Source organism: Psychromonas sp. KJ10-5 (genome assembly GCF_055808325.1).
This window is the reverse complement of sequence record NZ_CM147864.1, coordinates 3,710,547-3,723,124: the sequence shown is the minus strand read 5'-3', so window position 1 is coordinate 3,723,124 and position 12,578 is coordinate 3,710,547. Positions and strand designations below refer to the sequence as shown.

Sequence of the window (12,578 nt, the reverse complement as noted above, 5' to 3'; positions counted from 1 at the left end):
TTATTGCCCAACTGAGCTAATTATTTTAATTTGCTTATCATCTGGGATTTCCTGATAAGACAATATATGTAGGCTCGGAATTGTATTTTTAACAAATCGAGCTAATGTGCCACGTAATACACCGGATGTTAATAACACCGCCGGTTGCCCTACTAATTCTTGTTGCTGAGCCACTTCGATCAACGAGTTTTGAATGCGTTCTGCTAACCCAGGCTCAATACCAGCACCATCAGCTCCGCCAGCTTGTATAGACTTATGCAGTATTTGTTCCAACTCTGAAGATAGCGTAATAACAGGGATTTCCGGCTCGCTGCCAATAATTTCCTGTACTATCATGCGTTTTAATGAAATTCGACAGGCTGCTGTCAAAACTTCGGCATCTTGGCTTCTCGGTCCATAATCCACTAAAGTCTGTACGATAGAGCGAATATCTCGAATCGCTACATTTTCATTTAGTAACCCTTGTAACACTTTTACTACCGTACTTAATGACAGCACTTCAGGCACTAACCCTTCGACTAGTTTAGGATGTTTTTTAGCTAACATATCCAGTAGATTTTGCGCTTCTTCATGACCTAACAGCTGTGCAGCATGATTACTGAGTATTTGACTTAAATGTGTTGCTACTACCGTCGCAGTATCTACTACAGTATAGCCTAATGCTTGTGCTTGCTCTCTTTGTGAATCATCTATCCAAACTGCTTCTAATCCAAAGGCAGGATCTATACCGGCAATACCATCAATAGGGCCAAACACTTGCCCCGGATTAATTGCCATATCTTTATCATGGTAAATATCTGCATGTCCACAACCAACCCCCATCAAAGAAATACTGTAATGATTAGGTGATAAATCGAGGTTATCGCGAATATGCACAGGTGGAATTAAAAAGCCCATCTGTTGAGATAACTTTTTACGCACGCCTTTAATGCGATCTAATAATTGCCCGCCTTGAGATTTATCCACCAATGGGATCAAGCGATAACCAACCTCTAAACCGATCGTATCAACACTGCGTACATCATCCCAACCTAGCTCTTTGACTTCAGCAGCACCTGCATCTGCAGCGGCACCACTTTGCTGTAAAGCTAATGCAGTTTCCTGTTTGGTTTTCAAACGTTTCAATTGCCAATATGCACCACCAGCCGCCACAGCACCTAATGTTAAGAAAGCTAGGTGCGGCATACCAGGGACAACCCCCATCACTAACAGAATGCCTGCGGTGATCATTAATGCTTTGGGGTCATCAAACATTTGCCCAAGCATACGGTTGCCCATATCCGCTTCAGTATTTTCACGCGTTACTGTGATCGCAGCAGCTATCGATAACAATAAAGAAGGAATTTGTGCCACTAAACCATCACCAATGGTTAATAGTGTGTATATCTCTGCCGCCTCAGAAAGGGGCAGATCATACTGCACCATCCCAATAATAAAACCGCCAATAATATTGATAAATAAGATCATGATCCCTGCAATGGCATCACCTTTAACAAATTTACTCGCACCATCCATTGAACCGTAAAAATCTGCTTCCATGGTCACTTCTTCACGTCGTAAACGCGCTTGATCTTGATTAATCAATCCGGCATTTAGATCCGCATCAATGGCCATCTGTTTACCCGGCATCGCATCCAATGTAAATCGAGCGCTCACTTCAGAGATTCGACCGGCCCCCTTGGTAACAACCACGAAGTTAATGATCATCAATATAATAAATACGATTAATCCTACGGCAAGGTTACCGCCAATCACCACTGAACCGAAAGCTTCAATAACGTTACCAGCTGCACTACCGCCTTCATGCCCTTCTAATAACACCACACGTGTTGAAGCAACATTTAACGCCAAACGTAATAAAGTCGCAATTAATAACACAGTCGGAAAAGCGGCAAAATCCAGAGGACGTTTAGTATAGATAGAAACTAAAAGTACAATTAACGCCAAGGCAATATTAAAGGTAAATAAGATATCTAATAGCAATACAGGCATAGGTAGAATAACCATACCTAAAATTGCAAGGACCAGAATAGGCGTGCCTAACCCACCGAAAATAATTGCCCGTTTAGACCAAAATGATGCGAAGATTGCGTTAATAGTGTCACCTAAAAATAAATATGTTAACTAATATTAAATATCTAATAGTGGCTACTCTAACCAACTAATTTAAATATTAAAAGTGGTGGATGCTTTGTATACGAGATAAGCACGATTCAAAATGAAGAAATAATGACTAAATACATGTTAATAGTGTCAAATTATCTTCTGCACCTTAGTATTAAGCAAATACAATACCAATTAATTATATAAGCGAAAAACAACTTTCAATGAATGATCGGATAGGAAAGGAACTAATTCGGATAGAGGAAATCATCCGGTACAGGAATCTCAGTTGGTAACGCTTTAGGTCGGCCAGACTTACCTTTCCTAAACTGCTCTAACTGATAGATGTAAGCTAAGATCTTAGCAATAGCGATAAATAACTCCTCAGGAACATCTTCACCAATGTCAGTCGTATGATACACCGCACGACATAATTGTGGTGACTGCATCACAGGGACTTCATGCTCTCGTCCCACTTCACGGATTTTCAAAGCCATAAAGTCAACACCTTTGGCAACCACATAAGGTGGACGATCGCCGTCTTTATCGTATTTAAGTGCTACAGAGTAATGAGTTGGATTGGTGACAATCACATCAGCATCAGGGACATCTCCCATCATAGTTCGTTGTGACATCTCATATTGTAATTGACGAATACGCTGTTTTACTTCGGGTTTCCCTTCAGAGTTACGAAACTCATCTTTGACCTCTTGCTTGGTCATCTTCAATTCATCATTGTGCTTATATATTTGGTAAGGAACATCAACAGCAACAATCACTAATAACGAAAGACACAACAATAAAAACATCCAGCTGAGCATATCCAATGCTTCAAAAGCGCTGCCCGGTAATTGGCTTATAGACAGATGTAATATGTGCTCAAAAGTGGCTGCTAAAATCGCCCAGGCAACGCACATGACCACGGTTACTTTTAAAATAGATTTAATCAGCTCAACCCAAGCTTGCATACCAAACATACGTTTAAAACCGGCTTTAGGACTCATTCGACTAAATTTAGGCATCATTGCTTTAGTACTAAACAACATACCACCTAACAAAGAACTGCCTAGAATAGAGATAATAAATAACATCAGTAGAATAAGAAAAACTGGCATACCTAAACCACTGAAACCATCAACTAACACATGCCACATATGTTCTGGTGAATAGATATCAGCACGTTCAAAAGTGAAAGCGCGTTTCATCATGACTGACAATTCATAAGCGAGCTTATCACCAAAAACAAACATTGATAGCGCAGCAGCAATTAACACCGACGCGGTCGCTAACTCTTTAGATCGAGCAACTTGTCCCTTTTCTTTGGATTTGCGTACTTTTTCGGGCGTGGCCTGTTCGGACTTATCGGTACCGTTTTCATTTTCAGCCATGACTTAACCCCTTAATATACATAAGTAACCCGCTAAGGTTTGGCACAAGGGTTATTAAGCATTTCACACATACTCGTTACCCCTTCTGTCCATTGGTTTTGAAAATGCATTGGCACATTTAGCAGAGTTATCCATAATACAAACAGCCCAAATACCATACTAATCGAAAACCCTAAGCTAAAGATATTTAACTGTGGTGCTGCTTTAGTCATAATACCAAAGGATAAATTAACCAATAACATCGCCACCATAGAAGCGATAGAAAAAGCCAAGGCAGCATGAAACATAGTAGAAAGCCAATCAGCTACATGATAATAATCTAATGCTAATAACCCGCTTTCAGAAACGGGTAAAGTGCTAAAACTTTTAATGATCATTTCAATCATTAAGAGATGGCCATCTACTCCCAAAAATAATAGAGTCACTAACAACACATAAAATTGCCCGACCACTGGTGAACTTTCGCCACTTAAAGGGTCGGCCATAGATGCAAACCCTAAACTGGTTTGCATCGCTATAATTTGACCTGCAATCACGAAGGTTTGCACAACAAAAACAGAAATAGTACCTATCGCAATACCGATCAGGATTTGCTGCATCACCACAATAAAACTATTAAGTGAAAACAACTCAATATCATCAGGTCCAGCAGGGATAGCAGGCAAGGCGATTAATGTAATAGTTAGCGCATAAAATAAGCGAATACGAGTAGGTAAGGTATTAGAGCCAATAGCAACCATCACCATCATCATGGCGGCAATACGACTAAATGCCCATAGGTAGCTGGCAATCAGATCTAAAATAAGATCCGCAGAGAAAACCATTAGCCAACCACTTGTGGAATCTGATCAATCATAGATACAAAGAACTCCATTAACTTACCAAACCCCCAATGTGCGCCAAATGCTAACGCTACTAAGGTCATAATAAGACGAGGTAAAAAGCTTAGTGTCTGCTCATTAATTGAAGTTGCAGCTTGAAAGATAGCGACCACTAAACCTACTATCAAGCTGGGTATGATCACCGCAGAGACTAGAATCAATACCAACCATAATGCTTGTCTAAAAATATTAACAAAAACTTCCGGTTCCATAAGTCTCCTTACAACCCGAAACTATTAGCTAAACTGCCCATGACTAAGTTCCAGCCATCTACTAATACAAACAACATTAATTTAAAGGGTAGTGAAATAATCATTGGTGATAACATCATCATCCCCATTGCCATTAAGATACTTGCTACCACTAAATCTATAATCAAAAAAGGAATAAACAACATAAAGCCTATTTGGAAAGCAGTTTTTAATTCACTAGTTACAAAAGCAGGTATCAATACTGTAATTGGCACTTCTTCAGGTGTATCTACTTGAACATCAGCAATTTCCATGAACATCTCAAGGTCTTTTAGGCGCGTTTGTGACAACATAAATTGCATCATCGGCTTTTTACCTTCTTCCAATGCTTGCACAATGGTCATTTCTTCATTGAGATAAGGTTGTAAAGCCGTTTCATTAATACGATCAAACACTGGCGCCATGATAAAGAAGGTCAAAAACAGTGCTATACCGTTAATCACCTGATTAGATGGAGAGCTTTGTAAGCCTAGAGCTTGACGCAGAATCGACATGACCACCACAATACGAGTAAAAGAGGTCATTAAAATAAGCATTGCCGGCAGGAAGCTCAATGCCGTCATAAAAGCTAAGACTTGCAGCGTAACACTGTATTCTTGATCGCCTGTAGGGCTGGTTGTCACTGTTACCGCAGATAAGGCAGTAGGATCGGCCAATACTTGAGGTACAAACATTATTAGGACAGAGGCTAATAACCAGAGTAGTTTATTCATTATTTTTCTTTCCTACTTTGGATAGTACGCTAGCAAACGCAGTTTTGAATGAAGGATTTTCAGGAATATCAATATCTTCTTCTTGAGCTGGATCTAATTGATCGAGCAAGTTAACAGAATGCTCACTGACACCTAGCAGATATTGTTTACCACGCACCTCTATTATTTGCACCCGACTTTTATTAGTCAGCGCTTGCGTGGAAATCACTTTAATTGGACTGTGCTGACCACCATGACGAATCAAGTTGCTCTTTTTCATCAAGAATGCAAATAGGAAGATACAAGCAAGCACCAAAATCAAAGAGCCCAGCATAGTACCAATCGCTAATTCTGGGCGTTTACTTGTTTCCTCTAGCGCCATTACAGGCAAACTTAATGTCGCCATTACAACACTTATAATCCATGTGAGCGGCTTCATTTTAGTTTTTTAATACGTTCGGTTTGGCTAATCACATCGGTTAAACGAATACCAAATTTATCATTAACAACAACCACTTCACCATGGGCGATCAAGGTACCATTAACTAATACATCTAGTGGTTCACCCGCAATACGCTCCAGCTCTACAACTGAACCTTGATTAAGCTGTAACAGATTACGGATATTAATTTTACTGCGCCCTACTTCCATGGAAATAGTCACAGGAATATCGAGAATACTGTCTAAACGTTCCAACTCATCATCACTCATTGGCTTTTTAGTATCTTTGAGCTCATCTAAATCAATGCTTTTTGCTTCGGAACCAGCATTTTCTGACTCTTCTAATGCTGCTGCCCAATCATCAGCCATATCTTGTTCTGTACTCATTATTTGCTTCCTATTATTGCATCTACAATGGTCTTGCTATTTTTCTCTTAAATCTTCTAACTGAATTTGTGTTTTTTGCACTTCAGGACGATTAATTTTTTCGGTGACTTTTAAAGCATAATTGTCATTGGCTTTCCCCAAAGTTGCACGGAAACTAGGTAGACCTTCTACTGATACTAACAAACTTTCAGGAAGATCAATGGGAATAATGTCACCGCTTTTTAAATGCATTATCTCTCGCAAGGATAGCTCTTTTTCCACAACACATGCATCAATCCCCACTTCCACATCCATAATTTCATCTTCAAGTGCTTGAGACCAACGTTGATCGGTATCCTCTTTATCACTTTGAACACCTGCATCCAATAATTCACGAATTGGTTCGAGCATCGAATAAGGCATAGCGATATGGAAATCACCACCACCACCGTCTAGCTCAATATGGAAGGAATTAACTACAATCACTTCCGTTGGACTGACAATATTAGCCATCGCAGGATTCACTTCAGAATCAAGGTATTCAAACTCTGCATCCATCACTGGAGCCCAAGCATTATGGTAATCTTCAAATACTATTTTTAATAGCATTTGAATGATACGACGCTCAGTAGGAGTAAACTCCCTACCTTCAATTTTGGCGTGATAACGACCATCTCCACCAAAAAAATTTTCCACTAGAATGAAAACTAAGCGAGCTTCCATAGTTATCAAACCAGTTCCTTTCAACGGACGAAAACGCACCATATTCAGGCTAGTAGGGACAAATAGGGTGTGAACATACTCACCAAATTTAAGCATTTGCACGCCATTGATAGACACTTCAGCGGTATGACGTAACATATTAAATAAACTGATACGTAAATGACGGGCAAATCGTTCGTTAACCAACTCCAAGGTTGGCATACGCCCACGTACAATCCTATCTTGTGATGAAAAGTCAAAATGGGCATGGGTATCACCCGAGTCCATTTCTCCATTATCACCACTTTCCTCATCGACATCATCAACACCATGCAATAGCGCGTCGATTTCATCTTGGGATAATAAATCCATGCTTAACCCTTATCTATTACTGTAAAACAAAACCGGTAAATAATACCGTATGGATTAATGCACGTTGCTCAACCAAATTAGTCGCTTTATTAAGCTCTTCAAGCGCGGTCATTCGTAACTCATTCTTCCCTTGAGGACTACGTAATTGTTCTACGGAAGCTTCTCCAAATACAGTCACCAACGTACTCTCTAATAAAGGAATATGTTTACGTACTAATACAGTATCAGCTTTGTTATCAACAATTAACTGTACTTTAATTTGTGCCGTTCTATTTCGATTCCCTTCAGTGACATTAAATACAAGGGGTCTGGGCATCGGCACATAATTAGCTTCTAGTTTTTGTACCTCTTCCATTGCAGCATCTTTTACTACCTCTTCACTTTCTGGCTCGCTACTAAAGAACAGAAAAAAAACAGCTGCACCAGCAATGATTAACACTAATACCGCTGCTGCGATGATAATAATTAATTTCTTTTTGCCAGCAGGTGCTTCACCTGACGCTTCATTTTCTTCAGCCATTTATACTCTCCTTAAAATAACCAGTGTTTATAGCGTCTTAATCTAGGGGAATAATACACTGATTTTAATTGTCATTTCGCCGTTAATCCAAGATGTTTAAAAAATTATTATGCATAATAATCAATTCCTTGATCATTAGAAGCAATTTTTGAAGGCATCCAAATGGCAGTACTATTATCTTCAACTAAATCTGCATCATTAGCACCACGACTATTCATAGCCTGCATCGATTGATGCTGTCCAGACTGTTGTTGCTGTTGAGATTGCTGTTCAACATTAGCATCACTTAATTGAATTCCTTGTTGTGCTAATTGCTCTCTTAAGCGTGGCATATTTTGCTCAATAATATCTTTACTTAAACCGGCCTGGGTTTGAATATTTAATTGAACTTGATCCTGCTGAACCTGCACCTTAATAAACATAGACCCTAACTCCGCAGGATCTAATCGAATTTGCACTTCTTGCTTGCCTTCGGATAACATCATCATCACGCGTTCCCCCATCAAGTGGGCGGCCTGTTTAGATTGAATATCTAAAGGTTCTTGCAGTAAATTATTAGTGGCTTGCATATGTTGATTCATTGACACAAGTTTATCTGACTGAATGATACTAGTTTGAATAGGTTTAGCGCCATTAACATCAACCATAGTTTGTGCAGCCGCTTGCCCTTCCACTTTTAATGTAGTCGAGATACTAGCTGGATTGTCTAATTGTCCATCCTCTTCTGTTACAAGCTCTGGTAACGCGATTTGTGGCTCGTCTTTAGCAAGAGATAATATTTTATTGTTTAATGTTGATAAACCTTCTTGGCCATCACTCTCTACCCCAATTTTTTGCTCTTGTAATAGAGTATGCTGGGAAGCTTGAAGGTTAGCTTTTTTACTTAATACGTTTATTTGATCGATACTATCAAGACTGTTTTCATTGCTATTATTAACATTAGTATTCATTTGCTGTGCATCTCGAATACTAGATAGTAGTTGCGCCTGCTGAGACTGTGTCGCTGGTCCATTATCAGTTACTAATGTTGTATTTGCATCTTCAAATGAATCATCACTGATACTCGATCTTTCGATGGTTGCTTGACCATTCAAATTATCAAATCTAACAGTGGCTTTATTATCTATATCTAAACTTTCAACATCACCTTCCTGCAATATACTTTGTTGGGTAACCACATTATCAAAAGTGAAAGTCTCATTCTTATCCATACCTAAGCTTTCGCTATCACCTTCCTGCGATGCACTTTGTTGAGTAACCACATTATCAAAGGTGAAAGTCTCACTCTTGTCCATATCTAGGCTTTCGCTATCTCTTTCCTGCGATGCACTTTGTTGAGTAACTACATTATCAAATGTAAAAGTTCCCCCTTGTTCTAACGCGGCTTCTATATCGTCACTTTCATCGGTATCATTGGTTTTTTGAAAGTCTTTTGAATTTAATTGACTACTCGTTGATAAATCACTGTTTACTGTTGAAGGTTTCATTGCCGTTTGCTCAGCAGTTACCCCACCTATGCTTTTTTCTGGGAGTTTTTCATCAGAAGCTTTATTAGTAGATTGGAGAGTATTTTTGTCTGCTAGCTCATCCTGTTCAATAACATCTGAGCTAAGTAGCGTTTGAACAGGACTATCCGTAGAGATAGCTACATCATTATCTTGGCCGGTGACTTGCGTTGATGAGACTGATAAAAACTCAGTATCCTGAACATTGAGCTCACTTTCATCACTCTGACTCTCAATAGTTTGTCGTTCAGTGGCGTTAACCATTTTCTTAGCGTCAGCTAAAGCCGTTGTTACTGTAGGTGCTTTATTTTCTTCAATCTTATCATTTAATAATTGAGAAAATCCCTGTTGCTTTTGCGCAGGCTCACTCTGCTCTTCAGATAAAATGGATTTACCTAAGATTTCATTCTCTTTATGTGCTTTTAAATCACTAGTTGTAGTACTAGCAAACATTAAAGGCTGCACCATAAAAAACTCTCTCTATATTAAAACGGTTTCTACTGTTAAGTAGTTCGCTATAATCACTATTCTAGCTAATGATTAGTTATATTCTTGTTGTGATTGTTTATTTCTAAAAAACTGAAAAGTGGCAAATTCATCTAATAACTGTTGCTCTTTTTTATCTTCTAACTTCGTCTTTTCAAGCGCCTTTTTCTCTAACAATAACCCCATCGCTTTATGTGCTATTTGACTATCGGTCCATTTCCGCTTTGCTTCACGTACCGCATATTCAAACTTAACCAGAGAAGATTGTTGATTACTTAAACCTTGGTCTATTTGAACAATGAATTGCTGGTATTTACCCAAAGTAGAAATCGTCAACCCCTGAGATCCCTTCTCACTTAACTGAGCAATATATTGACGACGATATTGATGCAGGTTTTGCAACTGATTACGTTGCTCAAAGAGATCGTTTTTAGCCTGTTGATAAACTTTTAACGCTTGATCAACTTGTTTCTCTCTTTGCTCATATACAAGCTGTAATGCATTCACGGCCATGATGTAATCCTTTAGCTATTCACAAACTCCTGCGTTAAAACGGCAAGTTGTGTCAAACAATCGTTGTAACTGATACTGTCTTTCATACCTTGTTGCAAGAAATGATCCAATCTAGGCTTAATTAAAATTGCTTTATCAATACGTGGGTCACTGCCACGGGAATAAGCCCCTATAGTGATCAGCTCTTTGTTCTCTTCATAAAGTGCATATGCTTGTTTTAGTACTCGCGCAAGGGTTTGATGTTCATCAGAAGTGACCATCGGCATCACTCGACTAATTGATTTAGCCACATCAATGGCAGGAAAATGACCAGCGTCAGCTAGGTTTCTAGATAATACGATATGCCCATCTAAAATGGCGCGAGACGCATCAGCAATTGGGTCTTGTAGATCATCACCCTCAGTTAATACGGTGAAAAAAGCACTAATTGATCCTTGATTGTCATTACCATTACCAGCTCGCTCAACTAATGCAGGTAGCTTGGCAAAAACAGAAGGTGGATAACCTTTAGTGGCAGGAGGTTCACCAATAGCTAATGCAATCTCACGTTGTGCTTGTGCAAAACGTGTTAAAGAATCCATTAGTAATAATACATTCAAGCCTTGATCACGAAAGTATTCGGCAATAGTTAATGCCGTTTCACAGCCTTTTAGACGCATTAAAGGTGATGCATCAGCAGGAGCGGCAATAACCACCGCCCTAGATCGACCTTCTTCGCCTAATATTTCTTCAATAAACTCTTTAACTTCACGACCACGTTCACCAATCAAGCCAACGACCACCACATCAGCATTTGTGCCACGAGTCATCATGCCTAATAACACACTTTTACCAACGCCAGAGCCTGCAAACAAGCCCATTCGTTGACCTTGGCCAACGGTTAATAAAGCATTAATCGCTTTAATACCTGTATCTAATGGCGACTTAATCGCTTTGCGGGAAAGAGGATTGATACGTGTATTTTGGTAACCACTCATTCTATTGGTTTTAACGTCGCCCTTTCCATCAATCGGATTGCCCATACCATCAAGTACTCGGCCAAGCAGTTCCATACCAACCGGAATACCCACCTCTTTTGTTTGAGGGATCACTTTTGCTCCAGGTAACACTCCTGTTAACCTTTCACTTGGCATCAAAAATAAGCGGTCACTGGAAAAACCAACCACTTCTGCATCAATATAACCATCATTGGTTTCAACTTTACACATACTACCAACGGCAGCGCTGCACCCCACGGCTTCTAAAGTTAATCCAACGACCCTTACTAATTTACCTGCAACTACGGGGTGAGTAATAGACTCGCCCACTTGGTACTGGTTAAGACGCTGCGCTAGACTATTCATTATCTTCAGTTGCCGTTTTATTATTTTTTTGCGGCTCTTCAATAAGGTTTTCAGCAACGTCTTCTATCGACGGCTCTACATTGTCTATATGTGCTTCGTTTTCTTCCTCTTCGGCTTCAGCAGCTTTATTTAGCATATCTTCAGTTTGCATTTCATAATCTACAGGCTGTTCATTACTCAAGTCACCATCATTACTTACTTCCGGCGTATTCTGATAATTTTCTTTTAAAAAATGTTTTAAGACTTGGGTAATACGTGTTGAAAAAGCGTAATCAATACTCGATGTTTGAGTTTGAATTTGGCAGTCTCCACGCAATAATGTTGGTTCAGATCTAAGATCCCAGCCACGCTTTTCACATTCTTTTTCAGAAAATGCGTCTTGTACAAAAACTAAGTCTTCGGGATTTAAACTGATAATAATATGTTGTTCATTGACAGGAAGCGCTTCAATACCTTGCTTCAACGCTTGTAACACAACTTGAGGATTCACCGTCACTTCACAACGCACCATTTGCTCTGCAAGGTTTGTTGCTAATGTGATTAGTTGGAATTCAACATGCTCATCTAACTTTTCCAATGGCCTATGTAGACGTGAAACTAATTGTTGCCAATGTAAAGTTTGTACATCTACTTTGACTTGCCCTTCTGTAAGACCTTCTTGTAATCCTTGTGCAAGCCCTTCTTTATGACCTTCGCCTAAGCCTTGCAATTTACCTTCTTCCAAACCTTTGTTATAACCCGCTTCCTTTCCCTCATTAAAACCATCTTCGTAAGCGGATGCTCGAATTGCTTCAATATCTTCTAGGGTTAATGGTTTGGGGCCTTCTTCTTTCGTTTCACTCTCTTCAACAGGCGTATCTTGATACCAGCTTGCAGGACGACCAAATAGATCGGTATCATTTTCACCAAGTGAAATATCCTCTTCGAAGTCAGGGATTGCCCATTTTTCGAATGCATTATCATTATCGTTATTAGAAGTCATCCATTTACCTTTTTAACCGACGAGTGCGAGTTA

The 12,578-nt window shown here is 39.4% G+C and carries 13 protein-coding genes; all 13 read right to left on the bottom strand.

The genetic code is table 11. The features are described 5' to 3' along the window. Entirely contained in the window at positions 1-2,097 is a 2,097-nt protein-coding gene (flhA, locus tag AC0L3W_RS16370; protein ID WP_290039114.1) for a flagellar biosynthesis protein FlhA, read from the bottom strand. Positions 2,098-2,351: 254 nt separating this feature from the next. Beyond that, entirely contained in the window at positions 2,352-3,491 is a 1,140-nt protein-coding gene (flhB, locus tag AC0L3W_RS16365; protein WP_409440031.1) for a flagellar biosynthesis protein FlhB, read from the bottom strand. A 32-nt stretch (positions 3,492-3,523) separates the two neighbouring features. Then, on the bottom strand, positions 3,524-4,315 hold the full coding sequence (fliR, locus tag AC0L3W_RS16360) for a flagellar biosynthetic protein FliR (RefSeq protein ID WP_290038953.1): 792 nt from the start codon (positions 4,313-4,315) through the stop codon (positions 3,524-3,526). Then, complete coding sequence (gene fliQ, locus AC0L3W_RS16355; protein WP_409440032.1) at positions 4,315-4,584, bottom strand: flagellar biosynthesis protein FliQ; 270 nt, start codon at positions 4,582-4,584, stop codon at positions 4,315-4,317. The genes fliR and fliQ overlap by 1 nt, the downstream gene beginning before the upstream one ends. Positions 4,585-4,592: 8 nt before the next feature. Then, positions 4,593-5,336 carry a flagellar type III secretion system pore protein FliP gene (gene fliP / locus AC0L3W_RS16350; RefSeq protein WP_409440033.1) on the bottom strand — a complete coding sequence of 248 codons (744 nt, stop codon included), beginning with the start codon at positions 5,334-5,336 and terminating at the stop codon, positions 4,593-4,595. Next, positions 5,329-5,721 (bottom strand): flagellar biosynthetic protein FliO, encoded by a 393-nt coding sequence (gene fliO / locus AC0L3W_RS16345; RefSeq protein ID WP_409440034.1) that lies wholly within the window; start codon positions 5,719-5,721, stop codon positions 5,329-5,331. Before fliO ends, fliP begins: the two co-directional genes overlap by 8 nt. A 29-nt stretch (positions 5,722-5,750) precedes the next feature. Then, entirely contained in the window at positions 5,751-6,143 is a 393-nt protein-coding gene (gene fliN / locus AC0L3W_RS16340; protein ID WP_290038949.1) for a flagellar motor switch protein FliN, read from the bottom strand. 36 nt (positions 6,144-6,179) lie between these two features. Further along, on the bottom strand, positions 6,180-7,196 hold the full coding sequence (gene fliM / locus AC0L3W_RS16335) for a flagellar motor switch protein FliM (RefSeq protein ID WP_409440035.1): 1,017 nt from the start codon (positions 7,194-7,196) through the stop codon (positions 6,180-6,182). 16 nt (positions 7,197-7,212) lie between these two features. Beyond that, positions 7,213-7,716 carry a flagellar basal body-associated FliL family protein gene (locus AC0L3W_RS16330; protein WP_290038947.1) on the bottom strand — a complete coding sequence of 168 codons (504 nt, stop codon included), beginning with the start codon at positions 7,714-7,716 and terminating at the stop codon, positions 7,213-7,215. Between the two features lie 107 nt (positions 7,717-7,823). After that, positions 7,824-9,689: a flagellar hook-length control protein FliK gene (locus AC0L3W_RS16325; protein WP_409440036.1), complete on the bottom strand. Its 1,866-nt coding sequence runs from the start codon at positions 9,687-9,689 to the stop codon at positions 7,824-7,826. Between the two features lie 72 nt (positions 9,690-9,761). Continuing rightward, a complete protein-coding gene (fliJ, locus tag AC0L3W_RS16320) occupies positions 9,762-10,220 on the bottom strand; it encodes a flagellar export protein FliJ (RefSeq protein ID WP_290038945.1) in 459 nt (152 codons plus the stop codon). Between the two features lie 11 nt (positions 10,221-10,231). After that, positions 10,232-11,563, bottom strand: coding sequence for a flagellar protein export ATPase FliI (gene fliI / locus AC0L3W_RS16315; RefSeq protein ID WP_409440037.1), 1,332 nt, complete (start codon positions 11,561-11,563; stop codon positions 10,232-10,234). Beyond that, a complete protein-coding gene (fliH, locus tag AC0L3W_RS16310; RefSeq protein ID WP_290038943.1) occupies positions 11,556-12,545 on the bottom strand; it encodes a flagellar assembly protein FliH in 990 nt (329 codons plus the stop codon). The genes fliI and fliH overlap by 8 nt, the downstream gene beginning before the upstream one ends. Positions 12,546-12,578 lie beyond the last annotated feature (33 nt).

Coding starts and splice junctions, on each gene's coding strand:
- flhB (WP_409440031.1), bottom strand. CDS start 3,491: ATGGCTGAAAATGAAAACGGTACCGATAAGTCCGAACAGGCCACGCCC.
- fliR (WP_290038953.1), bottom strand. CDS start 4,315: ATGGTTTTCTCTGCGGATCTTATTTTAGATCTGATTGCCAGCTACCTA.
- fliQ (WP_409440032.1), bottom strand. CDS start 4,584: ATGGAACCGGAAGTTTTTGTTAATATTTTTAGACAAGCATTATGGTTG.
- fliP (WP_409440033.1), bottom strand. CDS start 5,336: ATGAATAAACTACTCTGGTTATTAGCCTCTGTCCTAATAATGTTTGTA.
- fliO (WP_409440034.1), bottom strand. CDS start 5,721: ATGGCGACATTAAGTTTGCCTGTAATGGCGCTAGAGGAAACAAGTAAA.
- fliN (WP_290038949.1), bottom strand. CDS start 6,143: ATGAGTACAGAACAAGATATGGCTGATGATTGGGCAGCAGCATTAGAA.
- fliM (WP_409440035.1), bottom strand. CDS start 7,196: ATGGATTTATTATCCCAAGATGAAATCGACGCGCTATTGCATGGTGTT.
- AC0L3W_RS16330 (WP_290038947.1), bottom strand. CDS start 7,716: ATGGCTGAAGAAAATGAAGCGTCAGGTGAAGCACCTGCTGGCAAAAAG.
- AC0L3W_RS16325 (WP_409440036.1), bottom strand. CDS start 9,689: ATGGTGCAGCCTTTAATGTTTGCTAGTACTACAACTAGTGATTTAAAA.
- fliJ (WP_290038945.1), bottom strand. CDS start 10,220: ATGGCCGTGAATGCATTACAGCTTGTATATGAGCAAAGAGAGAAACAA.
- fliI (WP_409440037.1), bottom strand. CDS start 11,563: ATGAATAGTCTAGCGCAGCGTCTTAACCAGTACCAAGTGGGCGAGTCT.
- fliH (WP_290038943.1), bottom strand. CDS start 12,545: ATGACTTCTAATAACGATAATGATAATGCATTCGAAAAATGGGCAATC.